The sequence below is a fragment of the Streptomyces sp. NPDC097595 genome, assembly GCF_044761525.1.
Lineage (GTDB): Bacteria > Actinomycetota > Actinomycetes > Streptomycetales > Streptomycetaceae > Streptomyces > Streptomyces drozdowiczii_A.
In genome coordinates this window covers 58,966-77,294 of record NZ_JBIWCN010000024.1, presented here as the reverse complement: position 1 = coordinate 77,294, position 18,329 = coordinate 58,966, and the positions used below count along the sequence as shown (strand labels likewise).

The 18,329-nt window shown below is 73.1% G+C and carries 19 protein-coding genes; 9 read left to right on the top strand and 10 right to left on the bottom strand.

What is annotated here, in order from left to right; genetic code table 11:
• Position 1: 1 nt before the first annotated feature.
• Genes hutI through hutU form a run of 4 tightly spaced genes read right to left on the bottom strand, consistent with a single transcriptional unit; the run spans position 2 to position 5,518 of the window.
• The gene (gene hutI, locus ACIQZN_RS30275) at positions 2 to 1,174 is read right to left on the bottom strand and encodes an imidazolonepropionase (protein ID WP_404000558.1); all 1,173 of its coding nucleotides are present in this window, start codon (positions 1,172 to 1,174) and stop codon (positions 2 to 4) included.
• A 53-nt stretch (positions 1,175 to 1,227) separates the two neighbouring features.
• Entirely contained in the window at positions 1,228 to 2,613 is a 1,386-nt protein-coding gene (locus tag ACIQZN_RS30270; protein ID WP_404000555.1) for a formimidoylglutamate deiminase, read from the bottom strand.
• Positions 2,604 to 3,815 carry an allantoate amidohydrolase gene (locus ACIQZN_RS30265; RefSeq protein ID WP_404000710.1) on the bottom strand — a complete coding sequence of 404 codons (1,212 nt, stop codon included), beginning with the start codon at positions 3,813 to 3,815 and terminating at the stop codon, positions 2,604 to 2,606. Before ACIQZN_RS30265 ends, ACIQZN_RS30270 begins: the two co-directional genes overlap by 10 nt.
• 26 nt (positions 3,816 to 3,841) lie before the next feature.
• The gene (hutU, locus tag ACIQZN_RS30260; protein ID WP_404000552.1) at positions 3,842 to 5,518 is read right to left on the bottom strand and encodes a urocanate hydratase; all 1,677 of its coding nucleotides are present in this window, start codon (positions 5,516 to 5,518) and stop codon (positions 3,842 to 3,844) included.
• 234 nt (positions 5,519 to 5,752) lie between these two features.
• On the opposite strand from hutU, the gene ACIQZN_RS30255 reads away from it, so the two are divergent.
• The 4 genes from ACIQZN_RS30255 (at position 5,753) to ACIQZN_RS30240 (ending at position 7,924) form a co-directional block, all read left to right on the top strand.
• Positions 5,753 to 6,160, top strand: coding sequence for a hypothetical protein (locus ACIQZN_RS30255; protein WP_404000549.1), 408 nt, complete (start codon positions 5,753 to 5,755; stop codon positions 6,158 to 6,160).
• Positions 6,157 to 6,945, top strand: coding sequence for a transcriptional regulator (locus tag ACIQZN_RS30250; RefSeq protein ID WP_404000546.1), 789 nt, complete (start codon positions 6,157 to 6,159; stop codon positions 6,943 to 6,945). Before ACIQZN_RS30255 ends, ACIQZN_RS30250 begins: the two co-directional genes overlap by 4 nt.
• Positions 6,946 to 6,983: 38 nt before the next feature.
• Positions 6,984 to 7,439, top strand: coding sequence for a roadblock/LC7 domain-containing protein (locus tag ACIQZN_RS30245; protein ID WP_404000543.1), 456 nt, complete (start codon positions 6,984 to 6,986; stop codon positions 7,437 to 7,439).
• Between the two features lie 110 nt (positions 7,440 to 7,549).
• Positions 7,550 to 7,924, top strand: coding sequence for a hypothetical protein (locus tag ACIQZN_RS30240; RefSeq protein WP_391265557.1), 375 nt, complete (start codon positions 7,550 to 7,552; stop codon positions 7,922 to 7,924).
• 51 nt (positions 7,925 to 7,975) lie between these two features.
• Here the strand turns inward: ACIQZN_RS30240 and ACIQZN_RS30235 are convergent, their stop codons facing one another.
• The 3 genes from ACIQZN_RS30235 to ACIQZN_RS30225 all read right to left on the bottom strand — a co-directional run bounded on the left by ACIQZN_RS30235 (position 7,976) and on the right by ACIQZN_RS30225 (position 10,174).
• Positions 7,976 to 8,821, bottom strand: a complete 846-nt coding sequence (locus tag ACIQZN_RS30235) for a MurR/RpiR family transcriptional regulator (protein ID WP_404000539.1) — start codon at positions 8,819 to 8,821, stop codon at positions 7,976 to 7,978.
• A 104-nt stretch (positions 8,822 to 8,925) separates the two neighbouring features.
• A complete protein-coding gene (locus ACIQZN_RS30230; protein ID WP_404000535.1) occupies positions 8,926 to 9,612 on the bottom strand; it encodes a hypothetical protein in 687 nt (228 codons plus the stop codon).
• On the bottom strand, positions 9,605 to 10,174 hold the full coding sequence (locus ACIQZN_RS30225; protein WP_404000532.1) for a SigE family RNA polymerase sigma factor: 570 nt from the start codon (positions 10,172 to 10,174) through the stop codon (positions 9,605 to 9,607). Before ACIQZN_RS30225 ends, ACIQZN_RS30230 begins: the two co-directional genes overlap by 8 nt.
• A 157-nt stretch (positions 10,175 to 10,331) precedes the next feature.
• On the opposite strand from ACIQZN_RS30225, the gene ACIQZN_RS30220 reads away from it, so the two are divergent.
• Positions 10,332 to 10,757 (top strand): hypothetical protein, encoded by a 426-nt coding sequence (locus ACIQZN_RS30220; RefSeq protein ID WP_404000529.1) that lies wholly within the window; start codon positions 10,332 to 10,334, stop codon positions 10,755 to 10,757.
• Between the two features lie 3 nt (positions 10,758 to 10,760).
• Here ACIQZN_RS30220 and ACIQZN_RS30215 read toward each other — a convergent pair whose 3' ends face one another.
• Positions 10,761 to 11,522, bottom strand: a complete 762-nt coding sequence (locus tag ACIQZN_RS30215) for an SDR family oxidoreductase (RefSeq protein ID WP_404000526.1) — start codon at positions 11,520 to 11,522, stop codon at positions 10,761 to 10,763.
• Positions 11,523 to 11,662: 140 nt separating this feature from the next.
• Here ACIQZN_RS30215 and ACIQZN_RS30210 point away from each other — a divergent pair, with 140 nt between their 5' ends.
• Positions 11,663 to 12,523 carry a helix-turn-helix transcriptional regulator gene (locus ACIQZN_RS30210; protein ID WP_404000523.1) on the top strand — a complete coding sequence of 287 codons (861 nt, stop codon included), beginning with the start codon at positions 11,663 to 11,665 and terminating at the stop codon, positions 12,521 to 12,523.
• Positions 12,524 to 12,790: 267 nt separating this feature from the next.
• Here the strand turns inward: ACIQZN_RS30210 and ACIQZN_RS30205 are convergent, their stop codons facing one another.
• On the bottom strand, positions 12,791 to 14,197 hold the full coding sequence (locus ACIQZN_RS30205) for a cystathionine beta-synthase (protein ID WP_404000520.1): 1,407 nt from the start codon (positions 14,195 to 14,197) through the stop codon (positions 12,791 to 12,793).
• A gap of 164 nt (positions 14,198 to 14,361) precedes the next feature.
• Between ACIQZN_RS30205 and ACIQZN_RS30200 the strand changes: the two genes are divergently transcribed.
• From ACIQZN_RS30200 to ACIQZN_RS30190, 3 genes are all read left to right on the top strand, one after another.
• Entirely contained in the window at positions 14,362 to 15,462 is a 1,101-nt protein-coding gene (locus ACIQZN_RS30200; protein ID WP_404000707.1) for an SGNH/GDSL hydrolase family protein, read from the top strand.
• A gap of 152 nt (positions 15,463 to 15,614) precedes the next feature.
• The gene (locus ACIQZN_RS30195; RefSeq protein WP_266534619.1) at positions 15,615 to 16,835 is read left to right on the top strand and encodes an acetyl-CoA C-acetyltransferase; all 1,221 of its coding nucleotides are present in this window, start codon (positions 15,615 to 15,617) and stop codon (positions 16,833 to 16,835) included.
• A 245-nt stretch (positions 16,836 to 17,080) separates the two neighbouring features.
• A complete protein-coding gene (locus ACIQZN_RS30190) occupies positions 17,081 to 17,905 on the top strand; it encodes a hypothetical protein (protein WP_404000517.1) in 825 nt (274 codons plus the stop codon).
• Between the two features lie 64 nt (positions 17,906 to 17,969).
• Here the strand turns inward: ACIQZN_RS30190 and ACIQZN_RS30185 are convergent, their stop codons facing one another.
• Entirely contained in the window at positions 17,970 to 18,287 is a 318-nt protein-coding gene (locus tag ACIQZN_RS30185; protein WP_404000515.1) for a hypothetical protein, read from the bottom strand.
• Between the last annotated feature and the right edge of the window lie 42 nt (positions 18,288 to 18,329).

Sequence of the window (18,329 nt, the reverse complement as noted above, 5' to 3'; positions counted from 1 at the left end):
GTCAGCCCACGCGTGCGCCGGCGCGCCACACCTCGTGGACGAGCGGCACGCCCGGCCGGTACGCGAGGTGGACGTGGCTGGGCGCGTCCAGGATCACCAGGTCGGCGCGGGCGCCCGGGGCGAGGCGTCCGACGTCCTCGCGCCGCAGGGCCGCCGCGCCGCCCGCCGTGGCGGCCCACAGGGCCTCGTCCGGGGTCATGCCCATGTCCCGTACGGCGAGGGCGATGCAGAACGGCAGGGACGAGGTGAACGAGGAGCCCGGGTTGCAGTCCGTGGACAGGGCGACCGTGGCGCCCGCGTCGAGCAGCCGGCGGGCGTCCGGCCAGGGGGCGCGGGTGGAGAACTCGGCGCCCGGCAGCAGCGTCGCGACGGTGTCCGACTGGGCGAGCGCGTCGACGTCCGCGTCGGTGAGGTGGGTGCAGTGGTCGGCGGACGCGGCGTCCAGCTCGACGGCCAGCTGGACGCCGGGGCCGTGGCCGAGCTGGTTGGCATGGACCCGGGGGTGCAGGCCCCGGGCGCGGCCGGCGGTGAGGATCGCCCGCGCCTGGTCGCCGTCGAAGGCGCCGCGCTCGCAGAAGACGTCGATCCAGCGGGCGTACGGGGCGCAGGCGTCGAGCATCGGTCCGGTGACCAGGTCCACGTATCCGGCGGGGTCGTCGGCGTAGTCCGGGGAGACGATGTGGGCGCCGAGGAAGGTGACCTCGTCGGTGTGGCGGGCGGCGACGCGCAGGGCGCGGGCCTCGTCCTCGACGGTGAGGCCGTAGCCGGACTTGGTCTCGAAGGTGGTGGTGCCCTGGCGCAGCGCCTCGGCGAGGTAGCGGGTGACGTTGGCGGAGAGCTGCTCGTCGGTGGCGGCGCGGGTGGCGGCGACGGTGGTGCGGATGCCGCCCGCGCTGTAGGCCCGGCCGGACATCCGGGCGTTGAACTCCTGGGTGCGGTCGCCCGCGAAGACCAGGTGCGAGTGCGAGTCCACGAAGCCGGGGATCACGGCCCGGCCGCCCGCGTCGACGGCGTTGTCAGTGGCGGGTGCTTTGCTGGACGCACCGGTCCAGACGACGCGGTCGCCCTCGATGACGACGGCCGCGTCCTGGATCAGTCCGAGGGGGGACTCGTCGCCGAGGGAGGGGTCGTTGGTGACCAGTGCGGAGATGTGGGTGATGGCGGTCGTCGTCATCGGGGGACTGCTCTCCTTGCGTGGGAGCCGGGGGGTGTGCGCCGGGGTGCCGGTCAGGGACGCAGCGCGCCGATGGCCTGGGCGAGCGCCTGCGGGACGTCGTCCACCAGCGTGTGCCGTCCGTCGCGTACGAGGTGGCGCCCCGCCACCACGGTGTGGCGGACGTCCGCCGCGGAGGCGGCGAATACGGCGGTCTCCGCTGCCAGTCGTGGCACCGGTCCCGCTGTTCTGACGGAGTCGAGCGCGATGGTCACCAGGTCGGCGGGGGCGCCTGCTTCGAGGACGCCCGTGTCGGGCCGGCCGAGCGCGGCGTGGCCGTCGGCGGAGGCGGCGCGCAGCAGGGCGGCGGCTGTCCAGTGGCCGCGCCTGCGGGTGCGCAGCCGCTCGTCGAGCTCCATCGCGCGGGCCTCCTCGAAGAGGTCGATCACCGCGTGGCTGTCGCTGCCGAGCGAGAGCGGGGAGCCGGCGTGCTGGAGGGCGGCCGCGGGGCCGATGCCGTCGGCGAGGTCCCGTTCGGTGGTCGGGCACATGCAGGTGCCGGTGCCGGTCGAGCCGATGAGGGCGATGTCCTCGTCGGTGAGATGGGTGTTGTGGACGCCGGTGGTGCGCAGTCCGAGGACGCCGTGGTCGGCGAGGAGCCGGGTCGGGGTGCGTCCGTGGGCGGCGAGGCAGGCGTCGTTCTCGGCGGTCTGCTCGGAGAGGTGGACGTGCAGGGGGGCCTGCCGCTCCTCGGCCCAGCGGGCGACGGTGGAGAGCTGCCCGGCCGGGACCGCCCGCACGGAGTGGACGGCGGCGCCGATGACCGTGTGGTCGTCGGCCTTGAGGAGGGCGGCGCGTTCGGCCCAGGCGTCGGCGGTGCCGTCGCTGAAGCGTGCCTGGTGCCGGTCGGGTGCGCGGTAGTCGTCGGGCCCGGAGCCGAAGCCGGCGGAGAGATAGGCGGTGTCGAGCAGGGTGATCCGGATGCCGGCCGCGCGGGCGGCCGCGATCAGGGCCTCGCCCATGGCGTTGGGGTTGTCGTAGGGCGTGCCGCCGGGCGCGTGGTGCAGATAGTGGAATTCGCCGACCGCGGTGATGCCGGCGAGCGCCATCTCCGCGTACACGGCGCGGGCGAGCGCGTAATAGGTGTCGGGCGTGAGCCGGGACGCCACCTGGTACATGGTCTCGCGCCAGGTCCAGAAGGTGCCCGAGCCGACCTGGACCGTGGAGCGCAGGGCGCGGTGGAAGGCGTGCGAGTGGGTGTTGGCCAGGCCGGGCAGGGTGAGCCCGCGCAGCGCGGTGGCGCCGGGCGGGGCCGCGTCCACTCCGGTGCGTACGCGGGCGATGCGCCCGTCGGACACGTCCAGGGCGACGCCCGGCTCGACATGGGTGCCGAGCCAGGCGTGGGACAGCCAGTACGTCTCGGTGACGGGTGTGCCCGTCGCCTCCGTCGTCAGCGGCACGCGAGACCTTCCAGTACGTCGGCGAGTGCGGTGACCCCGGCCACGCAGTCGTCCTCGGCGGCGTGCTCGGCCGGCGAGTGCGAGATCCCGGTCGGGTTCCGTACGAACAGCATGGCGGTCGGGATCGAAGCGGACAAAATACCCGCGTCGTGCCCGGCGCCGGTGCCGAGCACGGGGACCGGGCGGCCGGTGCCGTGGGCGGAGCCCTTGAGCAGGGTGGCCAGCTCGTCGCGCAGGGCGTGCCGGAACTCGACCACGGGCGTGAACGACTCGCGGACGACGTCGAGGTCGATGCCGGCCCGCTCCGCGTGCTCCCGGGCGGCGCGCTCGACGGCGGCGACGACCGTGTCCAGGGTGTCCTGGTCGGCGGCGCGCGAGTCGAGCCAGCCGCGCACGAGGGACGGGATCGCGTTGACCCCGTTGGGCTCCACGGCGACCTTGCCGAAGGTGGCGAGGGCGCCCGCGAGTTCCGCCTCCCGCCGGGCGGCGATGACGGTCTCGGCGTACGTGAGCATCGGGTCCCGGCGGTCGGTGAGCCGGGTGGTGCCCGCGTGGTTGGCCTCGCCCCGGAAGTCGAACCGCCAGCGGCCGTGCGGCCAGATCGCGGAGGCGATGCCGACGGGGTCGCCGGTGAGGTCGAGGGCGCGGCCCTGCTCGACATGGAGTTCGACGAACGCGCCGATCCGGGCGAGGCGTTCGGGGTCGGGGCCGATGGCGTCGGGGTCGTGCCCGGCGGCGGCCATGGCCTGCGGGAGGGTGACGCCGTCCGCGTCGCGCAGCCGGTGCGCGGCCTCGACGGTCAGCTGCCCCGCGGCGAGCCGGGAGCCGACGCAGGCGAGGCCGAACCGGGCGCCCTCCTCGTCACCGAAGTTGGTGATGGCCAGCGGCTTGGTGAACTCCACTCCCCTGCGGCGGAGTTCATCGAGCGCGGCGAACGAGGAGACGACGCCGAGCGGCCCGTCGAAGGCGCCGCCGTCCGGCACGGAGTCGAGGTGCGAGCCGGTGACGACGGCGTCCCCGGCGAGCGGGTCCCCGAGCCAGGCCCACTGGTTGCCGTTCCGGTCGGTCTCCAGGGCGAGCCCGCGTGCCTCGGCCTGCGCCCGGAACCACTCCCGGCAATCGGCGTCGGCCCCGGTCCATGCGTACCGCCGATAGCCACCGCTGCCGGGGTGCCGCCCGATGGGAGCGAGCTCGGCCCACATGGCTTGGAAACCGGGCGGCGAGGACGTCACGCGTCCTCCCGCATCGGCACGCGCACGGCCTTGTCCTCCGCCACCGACTCCGCGATGTCGTACCCCGCGTCCACGTGCCGGATCACCCCCATGCCCGGGTCGTTCGTCAGGACCCGCCGGATCTTCTCGCCGGCCAGCGGCGTGCCGTCCGCGACGGTCACCTGACCGGCGTGGATGGACCGGCCCATGCCGACCCCGCCGCCGTGGTGGAGGGAGACCCAGGAGGCGCCCGACGCCACGTTGACCATGGCGTTCAGCAGCGGCCAGTCGGCGATCGCGTCGGAGCCGTCGAGCATGGCCTCGGTCTCGCGGTACGGGGAGGCCACGGACCCGCAGTCCAGGTGGTCGCGCCCGATCGCCAGCGGCGCCGCGAGCTCGCCGCTCGCCACCATGTCGTTGAAGCGCTCGCCGGCCCGGTCGCGTTCGCCGTAGCCGAGCCAGCAGATGCGGGCGGGCAGGCCCTGGAAGTGGACGCGCTCGCCGGCCATCTTGATCCAGCGGTGCAGGGACTCGTTCTCCGGGAAGAGTTCGAGCAGCGCCTTGTCCGTCTTGTGGATGTCGGACGCCTCGCCGGACAGGGCCGCCCAGCGGAACGGGCCCTTCCCCTCGCAGAACAGCGGCCGGATGTAGGCGGGGACGAAGCCGGGGAAGTCGAAGGCCCGCTCGTATCCGGCGAGCTGCGCCTCGCCCCGGATCGAGTTGCCGTAGTCGAAGACCTCCGCGCCGGCGTCCATGAAGCCGACCATCGCCTCGACGTGCCGGGCCATCGACTCACGGGCGCGGCTGGTGAAGTCGGCGGGCTTCTCGGCGGCGTACGAGGCCATGTCGTCGAAGTCGACGCCGACCGGGAGGTAGGCCAGCGGGTCGTGCGCGCTGGTCTGGTCGGTGACGATGTCGATGGGGGCGCCCTCGGCGAGCATCCGGGGCAGCAGCTCCGCCGCGTTGCCGAGGAGGCCGATGGAGAGCGGGCGGCGGGCGTCCCGGGCCTCGACGGCGAGCTGGAGCGCGTGCTCCAGGGATTCGGCCTTCACGTCCAGGTAGCGGTGCTCGATGCGGCGTTCGATGGCGCGCGGGTCGCAGTCGATACAGATCGCGACCCCGTCGTTCATGGTCACGGCGAGCGGCTGGGCGCCGCCCATGCCGCCGAGTCCGGCGGTCAGGGTGATCGTGCCGGCCAGGGAGCCCCGGACCCCTTTACCCATTGAATGCAGCTTCGCGGCGACGGCGGCGAAGGTCTCGTAGGTGCCCTGGAGGATGCCCTGGGTGCCGATGTAGATCCAGGAACCGGCGGTCATCTGGCCGTACATGGTGAGCCCGAGCGCCTCCAGGCGGCGGAACTCCTCCCAGTTCGCCCAGTCGCCGACCAGGTTGGAGTTGGCGATCAGGACGCGCGGCGCCCACTCGTGCGTCTGCATGACGCCGACCGGCCGCCCGGACTGGACGAGCATCGTCTCGTCCTGCTTGAGCGTGCGCAGGGTGCGGACCATCGCGTCGAAGGAGCGCCAGTCGCGGGCCGCCTTGCCGGTGCCGCCGTAGACGACGAGCTTGTCGGGGTGCTCGGCGACCTCGGGGTCGAGGTTGTTCTGGAGCATCCGAAGGGCGGCTTCCTGCTGCCATCCCAGGGCGGTCAGTTCCGTACCGCGCGGCGCCCGTACGGGGCGGGGTCCTGACATGGCGGTGCCTCCTCGCGACTGTGAATTTTCTATTCACATCTTGAGCGGCTGAATAGCTCCAGTCAACAGGCGGGGCCGCAGGGACTCACCGGCACGTCAGAAGCCGCGCGTGGCGGGGCATTCTCCACCAACCACCCGCATGTACCGATGGAAAATGCCAGAACCTCCACCAGGAGAGAGCACGATGCGTAACCTCAGGGTCACAGCCGAACGCCGTGTCGGAGGGGAATCCGCGTGCCCGGAATCGACGAGTGCCTGCTCGACGTCATGAGACTGCCCGGTGCCAGGGGCGCCGCCGTTGTCGACTGGACGAGCGGTCTGGCCCTCGGCACCGTCGGCGAATCGCCCAACGGCGATCACGAGGCGACCGCGGCGGAGACGGCGGAGGTGGCGCGGATGGCGGCCGAACAGCCCGCCTTCGCCCTCGGCTCGCCGGAGCCGGCGGCGGGCGGGGCCGGGAGCGCTCCCCCGGTCGAGGACGTCATCGTCACCACCGCCGCCGGGTACCACATCCTCCGGTTCGTGGAGACGGACTTCGACAGCAGCGTCTTCCTCCACCTCTGGCTCGACCGCGCCGAGGGCAACCTCGCGCTGGCCCGGATACGCCTCGGCGAGATCGCCGAGCGGCTGGTCCTCGCATGACCGCCGCCCTCGCGGACGAGGCCGCCGCGCCCGTGCTCTCCCCGATGCTCCAGCGGCTCGCCGCCGAACGGGCCACCGGGGCCCTGATGCGCGACCGGGGCACGCTCTACCTCGCCGACGGCAAGGTCGTCCACGCCGAGTCCCCCGCGACACCCGGGATCGACGTCCTGCTGACCCGGGGCGGTGCGCTGCGGCGCGAGGGCTGGTGGGACGCGGTCGCCGAGGCGGGGGCCGGACAGCGGGTCGGCCGGCATCTCGTGGACAGCGGCCGGGTGCCGGGCGGCGCGCTGGAGCTGTGCCACCTGGGCGCCCTGTACGACGCGGCGTTCTTCGCCCTCGCGCCGACCCGGACGCCCGCGCGCTTCCGGTACGGGGTCGCGCACTGGATCGGCACCGTGCGGCCGGTCCCGGTGGACGCCGTGCAGCGCGAGACCCTGCGGCGCCGTGAGCTGCTGGACCGGATCTGGCCGGACTCCGCGGTGGACACCGCCCCGCTGCGGCGGACGGGCCTGCCGTCCGACGCGCCCGTGCCGGTGGGCCGGCGCCGCGTGCTGGAGCGCGTGGACGGAGTACGTACGGCCACCGGCATCGCGCAGGAGCTCGGCAGGTCCGCGTTCCACGTGCTGGTCGACCTGCGGCGGCTCGCGGCGTCCGGTCTGGTCGAGCCGGTCCCGCCGGCGGCCCCGGGCACCCCGGAGCCGGGCCGGATCGCGTTCCCCGAGGTCACGGCCGACCCCGACGTCGCCCTGCTGCGCCGGCTCCGAGACGCATTGGAGGCCCTGTGATACGCGCGCTCAGACAGCGTGCCGGAAGGAGACAGCTGATGGTGCCCGAAGCCGAAGCGCAGGACGTCCTCGCCGAGCTCCAGCGGTTACGGGCACGGGTCCCGCTCCTCTCCGGCGCGCTGGCGGCCAGCACCGACGGGCTCGTCCTAGCGCACGACACCCCGGGCGTGGAGGCCGAGGGGGTCGCCGCGCTCACCGCCGCCGCGCTCGGCGTCGCGATCCGGATGACCGAGGCGACCGGGCGGAACGGCTTCCGCGAGCTCCTCGTGCGCGGCGAGAGCGGCTACATCGCGACCTACGCGGCAGGGTCCCAGGCCGTCCTGACCCTGCTCGCCGAGGACCGGATCAACGTCGGCCGGCTCCATCTGGAGGGCCGCCGGGCCGGCTCCCGTATCGGCGAACTGATCGACCGCGCCCTGGCCCGGGTCCCGCAGCCGGCCCCCGCGCCCCGCGCCCCGCAGCAGCCGGGCGCCCTCCCGCAACGCCCGACCTGAGCCCACCGGCATCACGAGCGGTACCAGAGCCACTGCCACCACTGGCATTCACCCCGCACCACGCATCGGAACCGGCCGCAGTGGCCGGTCAGAGAAAGGGAGCACCACTCATGGCGAACACCGAAGCGTCACTGAAGGAAGCGATGTCGTCCATCGAGGGCACCACCGGTGTCGCCCTCGTCGACTACACGAGCGGCATGGCGCTGGGCACCCTCGGCGGCGGCAAGGAATTCAACCTGGAGGTCGCGGCGGCCGGGAACACCGACGTCGTACGCGCCAAGCTCCGCACCATGGAGCACCTGGGCATCAAGGACGAGATCGAGGACATCCTGATCACCCTGGGCACCCAGTACCACCTGATCCGCCTCCTCAAGACCCGCGGCAACAACGGCCTGTTCCTCTACCTGGTCCTCGACGGCAGCCGCGCGAACCTGGCGATGGCCCGCCACCAGCTGAAGAGGATCGAGGCGGAGCTGGAGGTCTGAGCGGGCGGCTCCGGGGGTGCGGACCGCCCGCGGCCCGCACCCCGCCCCGGGTCACTCCACGAACAGCCCCCGCGCCGCCGCCCCCGTGTCGAACTCCTCCAGGCGGGCCTGGGCGTCGGGCAGGGCGTCGCACATGGCCTCCAGGAGGACCCGGCCCAGGAGCATCGGGGCGCAGGCGGTGTCGAAGGCGAGACCGGTGCCGACGGCGGCCGGGATGAGCAGGTCGCTGTGTCGGGCCACCGGCGCGAACGCGGAGTCGGCCACCGACACCACGGTGAGCCCCCGGCCGCGCGCGTACGCCAGCGCGTCCACGACCTCGCGCGGGTGGCGGGGCAGCGCGAAGCAGATCAGCGCGGTCGCCCCGGCCCGCCGGGCGGCGTCGATCCGGTCGTGCAGCATGCTGCCGCCCTCGTCGAGCACCCGCACGTCCGGGTGCACCTTCGCCGCGAAGTACCCGAACCCGCGCGCCTGCGAGGACGCCGCGCGCAGCCCGAGCACCGGCAGCGGGCGGGACGCGGCGAGCAGCCGGCCCGCCCGCTCGACGGGGCCCGGGTCGGCGAGGAGTTCGGCCAGGTGGCGCAGGTTCTCGATCTCGCCGAGCACCGCCTGCTGGTACTCGTTGTACGTCTCGTCGCCCTCGCCCGCCTCCGCCCCCGCCGGGGCGACCTCGCGCAGGTGCTTGCGCAGCGCCGGGTAGCCGTCGAAGCCGAGCGCGACGGCGAACCGGGTGACGGAGGGCTGGCTGACCCCGGCCAGCTCCGCCAGCTCGACGCTGGAGAGGAACGGGGCGTCTCCGGCCCTGCGCACCATCGAGTGCGCGATACGCCGCTGCGTGGGCGTGAGCCGGCGCCCCTCGAACAGCTCCTGCAACCGCGCGGCCGGGCTGCTCCCGCTCATCCTGTCCCCTCGGTAGATCCGCCGCGCCGCGGCCCGGCGCCGACGAATCCATTCAGCCAGCAAGGTGACTGCATGTCCATATGCAGCTGGGCGAGCCGGACCGGTCAGCCGGCGGGCTTCCCGTGCAGCACCTCCTCGACCGACACCCAGGACTCCCACCGCCGGACGGTGACCCGGAGCGTCCGGCCGTCGTCCACCGTGCCGGACCACACCGTGCTGCCCTCCTCCTTCTCACCCGCGGTCGGCGTCGCGGAGTGCAGCCCGCACCGCGTCATCGCCCCGCGCAGCGCCGTCACCTGGGACCGGGCGGTCGCGGTGTCGTCGTACTCGGTGATCCGGTGCTGGGCCAGGGCGTGGTCGCTGCCCGTGTAAAGCAGGGAGTACCCCTTCCGGTCCAGCTCGTCCGCCGGGACGAAGGAGGCGGGGCAGGCACCGTCGAGCCCCACTTGGGGCAGGGCGTCGCTGATCGGTCCGGTGCCCTTCGGGGGGCTCGTGGTCTCCTTCCAGTGCCAGGTCGCGTACCCCGGCACCTCGTCGGCCGGGCGCATCACCACCACCCCGTCCACCTTGAAGGGGTTGGCCGTCGTGGTGGCGACCGTCTGCCGGGCCTCGGGGCCGTCCTCCGGGAGGAGCAGGCCCCACGCTCCGGCCGCCGCCAGGACGACCGCGCCCGCCGCGCCTCCCCGGACCGCGCGGGCGCGGGTGCGCCGCCGCTGCCCCCGGGCCCGGATGTCCTCGGCTTCGGGCAGCCGTATGGCGACGTCCTCGATCAGGTCCTCGACCTCAGCCATGCCGCACCCGCCCCTTCCGCTCCGCCGCATTCCGTTCCGCCGCATTCCGTGTCACCTGGCGCCCCGTCACGGCCGGGGTGTCGGCCAGCCGTTCGCCCAGGATCTTGCGGGCCCGGTGCAGCCGGGTCCGTACCGCACCGTTCGACGCCCCCGTCTCCCGGGCCACCTCCTCCACGGGCAGACCGAGCATGTGGTGCAGCACCACCGCCTGCCGCTGGTCCCGGCTCAGCTCCTCCAGCGCGCCCATCAGCGCCACCCGGTCCTCGGTGAGCCCCGGCACATCGGCGGGCACCCCGTGCCGGAAGTGCGCCCGCAGTCTGCCGCGCGTCCGGCGCCAGGTGCTGATCGACAGCCGCACCGCCACGGTCCGCACCCACGGGAGCGGGTCGCCGGACCCGGACACCTTGTCCCACCGCTGCCAGGCCCGCACATACGCCTCCTGCACCGCGTCCTCCGCCTCCCCCAGGTCGCCCGTCATCGCGTACACCGTGGCGACCAGGCGTTTGGCGGTCGCCGCGTAGAACGCGTCGAACGCCTCCACTTCCTCACTGCCTGCCGTCATGGCCCCCCGTCCGTCTGCCTGTGTTGTTGCCTCTGTCCAGTTACACGCCCGGGCGGCGGCGGATGTTACCGACGACTTTCACGAACCCCGGAACAGCATCGAAACCGGGGGGCTAGCCCCACTGTCCCGGCCGCCTCCGCTCCGTACCGTAAGAACCATGGACGCACCCGACACCGAGCTCGACAGGGAGCTCAAGGCGACTTTGCAGGCCCGCAGCGAGCTGGGGGCCGACTACGACTCCGCGCTCGTGGAGTCGTTCCTGGAGAAGGTGGAGCAGCGGCTCGACGCCACGCTCGACCGCCGGGTCCGGCGGCATCTCGCCGAGGAGCGGACCGCCGTCGCGCGGGGCGCGCGCACCCCGGAGCGCCCGCCGGGGAACTTCGGCGAGCGCTACGGCCTCGGCATCGTCTCCCTGGTCCTGGCCGTCCCGCTGTCCGCGATCGGCGCCGCGAACGCCGGCATCGGCGGGCTCGTCGTGGCCTGGCTCGGGATCGTCGGCGTCAACGCCTTCCAGGCCGGCCACGGCAGACGGCTGTTCCGGGGCCGCGAGGAGCGGCGGACGGCCTCCGACTGGGAGGACTGAGCCTCACGCCTGACGGGTCGGCAGCACGACCAGCTGACGCAGGTTGATGTGGCGCGCGCGGCTCGTGGTGTACGCGATGAGGTCGGCGATCTCCTCGGACGAGAGGCCGCCCAGCGCCTCGAACATGCCGTCCAGCTGCCCGCTGAGCTCCGCGTTGTCGACGTGCCCGGCCAGCTCCGAGTCGGTGAGGCCGGGCTCGATGTTGGTGACGCGCACGTCACGCGGGCCGAGTTCGGTGCGCAGCGAGGCCGACAGATAGGTGAGCGCGGCCTTCGTGGCGCCGTAGACCGCGTAGTTGGGGAACGTGATGTGCGCGCCGATCGAGGAGATGTTGACCAGGTCGGCGGTGCGGCCCTCGGCGGCGGCCGCCACCAGGTCCGCGGTGAAGGCCCGGATGACGCGCAGCGCACCGGACACGTTGGTGTCGAGCATCCGCTGCCACTCGTCGGCGCGCCCCGCGTCCACGGGGTTCGGCAGCATCACCCCGGCCGCGTTGACGACCAGGTCCACCGGGCCGAACGCGGCGTGCACCCGGTCCGCCGCCGCGTCCACGGACGCCTGGTCGGTGACGTCGGCGGCGATGGCGAGGGCCTGCCCGCCGTCCGCGGTGATCTTCGCGGCCAGCTCCTCCAGCCGCTCCGCGCGGCGGGCCAGCAGTGCCACCCGTACACCCTGCGCGGCGAGCAGCCGGGCGGTCGCCGCGCCCATGCCGCTGGCGGCTCCGGTGATGACGGCGGTGCGGTCGGCGAGGTTCTCGTACGGCATGGGGTGCTCCCTGGTGTTGGCGTCCGGTGTTCGGGCTCGGGCACCACACTGCGCCGCTCCGCGCCGCCCACCCAGGGATGCGTTGTTCCTGGGTCTGCCAGTACCAGGCTGCGCGGAAACCGTTCTCCTACGATCGGGGCATGGACGGCGAACTCGGTGACTTCCTACGCTCACGGCGTGCCCGCATCAGCCCGGAGGACGTGGGGCTCAACTCGTACGGCCGCAGGCGGGTGCCGGGGCTGCGGCGCGAGGAGGTGGCGCAGCTCGCCGGGGTGAGCGTCGACTACTACATCCGGCTGGAGCAGGGGCGCGGCCCCAGCGTCTCGGACGCGGTGCTCGACGCGATAGCCCGGGTGCTCCGGCTCGACGAGACGGAGCACGCGTATCTGCGGACGGTGGCGCGCCCCAAGGCCCGGAAGGCGCCCGCCCGCAAGGCGCCGGACCCCTCGGTGCGCCGGGTGCGCCCGGGGCTGCGGCTGCTGCTCGACATGTTCGACCGGGCGCCCGCGTTCGTGCTGGGCCGCCGGATGGACGTGCTGGCGTGGAACGCGCTGGGGGACGCACTCTCCGGCTTCTCCCGGATGCCGGCCGCCGAGCGGAACATGCCGCGCCAGGCGTTCCTGGCCCCGGGGGCGCGCGAGCTGTACCCGGACTGGCCGGCGGTGGCGGCGGAGACGGTCGCGTATCTGAGGCTGGACGCGGGGCTGCACCCGGACGACAAGGAGCTCGCGGCGCTGGTGGGCGAGTTGTCGCTGAAGAGCGAGGACTTCCGGCGTTTGTGGGCGGACCATCAGGTGAAGGCGAAGACGTACGGCGTGAAGCGGATGGCCCACCCCGTGGTGGGCGCGCTGACACTGCCGTACGAGACGCTGGCGGTGCCAGGTGAGCCGGATCTCTCGCTGGTCGTCTACACCCCGGAACCGGGCTCGGAGACCGCGGAGCGCGTCGCGCTGTTGGGGAGCTGGGCCGCCGGTGAGAACGCGCCCGAGCTGCGCGCGTAGAACGGTAATCGCGGGGACCGCCGCACCCCCGGTTTCCCAGGGGCCGGGACGACAGCGGTCCCCGCGAGGGACGCGGTCCGGGTCAGGGCCGGGTGACGCGTCCGGGCGACGGTGGAGGTCCGGGAGCCGCTCCGTAATCCGTTGTCGCCGTTCCGGTGCCGGCGGGTTTCCCTGCCGACATCCACTAATGTGCCCGAGCCGTGTTAAGCCGGTGCTGCGCCCACGTGACGCGCACGTACCGTTTTCGCGAAACGCGCGTCCACGTGCCTACTTCGCGGTGGCCGGGGCGTCCTTCGCCAGGTACGCCAGCAGGTCCTGGCGGCTGACGACGCCCTTCGGCTTGCCCTCCACCAGCACGATCGCCGCGTCCGCCGCGCCCGCGCCGCCGAGCACCGCCATCAGGTCCTCGACCGGCTCGCCCGAGCCGACCTGCGGCAGCGGGGCCGACATGTGCTTCTCCAGCGGGTCGCTGAGCGAGGCGCGCTGGGCGAACAGCGCGTTCAGCAGCTCGCGCTCCACGACCGAGCCGATGACCTCGGCGGCCATCACGTCCGGGTGGCCCGCGCCCGGCTTCACGATCGGCATCTGCGAGACGCCGTACTCGCGCAGGACGTCGATCGCCTCGCCGACCGTCTCCTCCGGGTGCATGTGGACGAGGGTGGGGATGGGCCCCTCCTTGTGGTTCAGGACGTCCGCGACCCGCGCCGAGGGCCCGGTGTCCTCAAGGAAGCCGTAGTCGGCCATCCACTCGTCGTTGAAGATCTTCGACAGGTAGCCGCGGCCGCTGTCCGGGAGCAGCACCACGACGACGTCCTCGGGCCCGAGCCGCTTCGCGACCTCCAGGGCACCCACGACCGCCATGCCGCAGGAGCCGCCGACGAGCAGCCCCTCCTCCTTGGCGAGCCGGCGGGTCATCTGGAAGGAGTCCTTGTCGGACACGGCGACGATCTCGTCGGTGACCTCACGGTCGTACGCGGAGGGCCAGAAGTCCTCGCCGACGCCCTCCACGAGATACGGGCGGCCGGAACCGCCGGAGTAGACCGAGCCCTCCGGGTCGGCGCCGACGACCTTGACGCTGCCGCCGCTGGCCTCCTTCAGATAGCGGCCGGTGCCGCTGATCGTGCCGCCGGTGCCGACGCCCGCCACGAAGTGGGTGATCTTCCCCTCCGTCTGCTCCCACAGCTCGGGACCGGTGGTCTCGTAGTGCGAGCGCGGGTTGTTCGGGTTGGAGTACTGGTCGGGCTTCCAGGCACCCGGCGTCTCACGGACCAGCCGGTCGGAGACGTTGTAGTACGAGTCGGGGTGCTCGGGGTCGACCGCCGTGGGGCAGACGACGACCTCGGCTCCGTAGGCGCGCAGTACGTTGATCTTGTCCGTGGACACCTTGTCCGGGCAGACGAAGACGCACTTGTAGCCCTTCTGCTGCGCGACGATCGCCAGGCCCACGCCCGTGTTGCCGCTCGTCGGTTCGACGATCGTGCCGCCGGGCTTCAGCTCGCCGCTCTGTTCTGCGGCCTCGATCATGCGCAGGGCGATGCGGTCCTTGACCGACCCGCCGGGGTTGAAGTACTCGACCTTGGCCAGGACCGTCGCCTGGATGCCGGCCGTGACACTGCGCAGCCTCACCAGCGGGGTATTGCCTACGAGGCTGATCATCGAATCGTGGAATTGCACCGTGTACTCCGGGGTCTCCGAGATGGTGCGGCAAGCGTATGCGTACGGGCGCGAGATTGGGCGGCGCGATTGAACGACGGTTGGTAGCGGGCAGGTAGCTCTGTGTACGGCTCTACTGCGGTACGTGGGACGAGGAGGTGGACCGGACTGTGTCGACGGCGAGAGTGGCACGGCGGATCGCGGCGGGCGCGGCCTACGGCGGGGGCAGCATCGGGCTGCTGGGCGCCGCGGCGGTGGGCGTCCTGCTGGCGGAGGTCCAACTGGCGAAGCGGCAGGTGGGCGGCGGTACCGCCCCGGTCCCGCCGAGCGCGGACGGACGGTACGGAGTGGCGTTCACGGGCCCGGCGGAGCCCTTGCGCCTCGGGCTGCTCGGGGACTCCACGGCGGCCGGGCAGGGGGTGCGGCGGGCCGGGCAGACGCCGGGGGCGCTGCTGGCCTCGGGGCTCGCTGCGGTGTCCGAGCGGCCGGTGGATCTGCGCAACGTCGCGCTGCCGGGTGCCCGGTCCGACGATCTGGAGCGGCAGGTCTCGCTGCTGCTCGCGGACCCGGCGCGGACGCCGGACGTGTGCGTGATCATGATCGGGGCGAACGATGTGACGCACCGGATGCCCGCGACCCAGTCGGTGCGCTGTCTGACGACGGCGGTGCGCAGGCTGCGGACGGCCGGGGCGGAGGTCGTCGTCGGGACCTGTCCGGACCTGGGCACGATCGAGCCGGTGTACCAGCCGCTGCGCTGGCTGGCCCGGCGGGTGAGCCGGCAGTTGGCGGCGGCGCAGACGATCGGCACGGTGGAGCAGGGCGGGCGCACGGTGTCGCTGGGGGACCTGCTGGGCCCGGAGTTCGAGGAGAACCCGCGGGAGCTGTTCGGCCCGGACAACTACCACCCGTCGGCCGAGGGGTACGCGACCGCGTCCATGGCGGTGCTGCCGACGCTGTGCGCGGTGCTCGGCCTGTGGCCGGAGTCCGACCGGCTGGACGGCGCCCGGCGCGAGGACATGCTGCCGGTGGCCAAGGCGGCCTCCCAGGCGGCCAAGGAGGCCGGTACGGAGGTCACGGGGGCCCGGGCGCCCTGGGCTCTGCTCAAGCACCGCAGGCGGCGGCGTCTGCCCGCCGCCACGGAGCCGCATCCGCACCCGCACCCGCACCCGGAGCCCGGCGGCTCGACGCGCCTCGACCACTGGCCGGACACGGACGCGAACGGTTCACCGAGGCACGCGTGGGTCCGCCGGCCGAGCGGGCGCCCCGGAAAGGGGACCATTGACTGAGCGCTCGCTTAGAAAAGAGGCCCGCATCACATGCCGGGTCGGGTGACCCGGGCGCTACGTCCGGGTAATTTCCAGAGCAGTCGTGCCGTACCGCCGGGTCTGCCGGATCCCTCAGGCAGCCTGTCCGCCCTCAGCCCCCATGGAGCCGCGTGATGCCCGAAGCCGTGATCGTCTCTGCCGCCCGTTCGCCCATCGGCCGGGCCTTCAAGGGTTCGCTCAAGGACCTGCGCGCAGACGACCTGACCGCGACGATCATCCAGACCGCGCTGGCCAAGGTCCCCGAGCTGGACCCGAAGGACATCGACGACCTGATGCTCGGCTGCGGTCTGCCCGGCGGCGAGCAGGGCAACAACCTGGGCCGCATCATCGCCGTGCAGATGGGAATGGACCACCTTCCCGGCTGTACGGTCACCCGCTACTGCTCGTCCTCGCTCCAGACCAGCCGCATGGCCCTGCACGCCATCAAGGCCGGTGAGGGCGACGTCTTCATCTCGGCCGGTGTGGAGATGGTGTCCCGCTTCGCCAAGGGCAACTCGGACAGCCTGCCGGACACGCACAACCCGCTCTTCGCGGAGGCCGAGGCCCGTACCGCGGCCCGCGCCGAGGAGTCCGGTGCGAGCTGGCACGACCCGCGCGAGGACGGCCTGGTCCCGGACGCCTACATCTCGATGGGCCAGACCGCGGAGAACCTGGCCCGGCTCAAGGGCGTGACGCGTCAGGACATGGACGAGTTCGGCGTACGGTCGCAGAACCTCGCCGAGGAGGCCCTGAAGAACGGCTTCTGGGAGCGCGAGATCACCCCGGTGACCACGCCGGACGGCACGGTCGTCGCCAAGGACGACGGCCCGCGCGCGGGCGTCACCCTGGAGGGCGTCCAGGGCCTGAAGCCGGTCTTCCGCCCGGACGGCCTGGTCACGGCGGGCAACTGCTGCCCGCTCAACGACGGCGCCGCCGCGCTCGTGATCATGTCCGACACCAAGGCGCGCGAGCTGGGCCTGACCCCGCTCGCCCGGATCGTCTCCACCGGCGTCTCCGGCCTCTCCCCCGAGATCATGGGCTACGGCCCGGTCGAGGCGAGCAAGCAGGCGCTGAAGCGGGCCGGGCTGACCGTCGGCGACATCGACCTCGCCGAGATCAACGAGGCCTTCGCCGCCCAGGTCATCCCGTCCTACCGCGACCTCGGCCTGCCGCTGGAGAAGGTCAACGTCAACGGTGGCGCCATCGCCGTCGGCCACCCCTTCGGCATGACCGGCGCGCGCATCACCGGCACGCTGATCAACAGCCTCCAGTTCCACGACAAGCAGTTCGGTCTGGAGACCATGTGCGTCGGCGGCGGCCAGGGCATGGCCATGGTCATCGAGCGTCTGAGCTGATCAGAACGGGTTTCGGGCCCCTGCGGGCCACCGAGCCCCGACCGTGACCGAATCTCCCCCAGGATGTGATCTATCTCCTGGGGGAGAGTCGTTTGCGCAGGTCACACCTACAACAGCCGTTTACACAGGGCCCAAAGTCCTGTCCATTTCGTGACGTAATGCACTGACACATGGTGCCGTCAGGGCACAAGCTGATGTAGGAAGTCGGGGGATCGATTGAAACCGGGAGTATGTCAGTGAGCGCCATGCCTATTGCCCTGTTGCTGACCACCGCCGCTGCCACGGCTGTGGGCGCCGCTGCTCTGCACGCCGCTCACGGGCTGCGCAGGCAGGTCTCGGCGCTCCGGAAGGAGCTGGCCGACGGTCACGCCCGTATAGCCGCTGTACCCCCTCAGACCCGCAACGACACCACTTCCGCCGAAGAAATACGCGCGGCCGTCGCCGAGGCGCTGGCCGAGGAGCGCGAGCGGGAGCTGGCCGAGGCCCGCGCGTTCTGGGCCTCGCAGGAGGCGCGCGACGCCGCCGACGCCCCGTCCCTGCTGGGCGGGCTGGCCGGTCTCGGCGAGGACGCCCCGTTCTTCATGCCGCGCCAGAGCGACTTCGCCGGTCTGGAGTCGATGGACCTCGACGCGGCCGAGGCCCTGGACGAGCTGACCGAGCTCGCGGAGCTGCCGGAGACCGAGTTCGCCGAGGACTCCCCCGAGCTGGCCGCGGCCCGCCGCCGCCACCCCTCGCACCCCGACTTCGTCCCCGTGCAGACGCCCGTCGTCACCGACCACGAGCGCACGGTGAACCGCCTGGAGGAGCTGGCGGACAGCCGCACCGAGCTGTCCGACGTGCGCCCGGGCCCGCTCGGCACGCTCGACGTGTACGTGTTCGCCGACGGTACGACGCTCTGTATGACCCCCGGCCACCGCGAGACGGCCGAGCGCCTGGCCGAGTCGCTGCGCGCCGGCGAGCACCCGGTACTGCTGGGCGGCTCCGGAGTCTCGGGGGCGTACGCGCTGACGTTCTCGTGCGGCAGGGAGAACGTGTACATACTCGCCGACCGCGTCATAGCGAGCTTCTGAGCCCGCACCGACGTCGGTCCCCGGTTCTACGGGGAGGCTGCCGCCTCCCTGCACGCCGCGCGGCCTACGCGAAGGCCCGCGCGGCCGCTTCCTCGACGCATCGCACGGCCTCGTCCAGCTCTTCGGACGGGGCCGTTTCCAGTGCCACGGCCAGGTCCCGGCCGGCGACGGCGAGCTGGTCGCCGACGGCGAACACCCCGGCGTCCGGCATGCCCCTGGGCTCCCGGCCGGGCTCCTCGGCACGCTGGGCCCGCGCCGACAGCTCGCGCGCGGCGGCGAGGCCCTGGGCCGCCGCTCCCCGCTGGAGCCTGCTCTGCGGGGCGGCACGCAGCCGGTCGGCGAATCGGTCCACGGCGATGATCAGGGGGGTGGTATCGAGCACCCCGCGACCCTATCGCCGTACACACGGAAGCGGCCCGCGGCC

Bases quoted from the DNA above. Each gene is read 5' to 3' on its own strand.
- hutI (WP_404000558.1), bottom strand. From the start codon at position 1,174: ATGACGACGACCGCCATCACCCACATCTCCGCACTGGTCACCAACGAC.
- ACIQZN_RS30265 (WP_404000710.1), bottom strand. From the start codon at position 3,815: ATGTGGGCCGAGCTCGCTCCCATCGGGCGGCACCCCGGCAGCGGTGGC.
- hutU (WP_404000552.1), bottom strand. From the start codon at position 5,518: ATGTCAGGACCCCGCCCCGTACGGGCGCCGCGCGGTACGGAACTGACC.
- ACIQZN_RS30250 (WP_404000546.1), top strand. From the start codon at position 6,157: ATGACCGCCGCCCTCGCGGACGAGGCCGCCGCGCCCGTGCTCTCCCCG.
- ACIQZN_RS30245 (WP_404000543.1), top strand. From the start codon at position 6,984: ATGGTGCCCGAAGCCGAAGCGCAGGACGTCCTCGCCGAGCTCCAGCGG.
- ACIQZN_RS30240 (WP_391265557.1), top strand. From the start codon at position 7,550: ATGGCGAACACCGAAGCGTCACTGAAGGAAGCGATGTCGTCCATCGAG.
- ACIQZN_RS30235 (WP_404000539.1), bottom strand. From the start codon at position 8,821: ATGAGCGGGAGCAGCCCGGCCGCGCGGTTGCAGGAGCTGTTCGAGGGG.
- ACIQZN_RS30230 (WP_404000535.1), bottom strand. From the start codon at position 9,612: ATGGCTGAGGTCGAGGACCTGATCGAGGACGTCGCCATACGGCTGCCC.
- ACIQZN_RS30225 (WP_404000532.1), bottom strand. From the start codon at position 10,174: ATGACGGCAGGCAGTGAGGAAGTGGAGGCGTTCGACGCGTTCTACGCG.
- ACIQZN_RS30220 (WP_404000529.1), top strand. From the start codon at position 10,332: ATGGACGCACCCGACACCGAGCTCGACAGGGAGCTCAAGGCGACTTTG.
- ACIQZN_RS30215 (WP_404000526.1), bottom strand. From the start codon at position 11,522: ATGCCGTACGAGAACCTCGCCGACCGCACCGCCGTCATCACCGGAGCC.
- ACIQZN_RS30210 (WP_404000523.1), top strand. From the start codon at position 11,663: ATGGACGGCGAACTCGGTGACTTCCTACGCTCACGGCGTGCCCGCATC.
- ACIQZN_RS30195 (WP_266534619.1), top strand. From the start codon at position 15,615: ATGCCCGAAGCCGTGATCGTCTCTGCCGCCCGTTCGCCCATCGGCCGG.
- ACIQZN_RS30190 (WP_404000517.1), top strand. From the start codon at position 17,081: ATGCCTATTGCCCTGTTGCTGACCACCGCCGCTGCCACGGCTGTGGGC.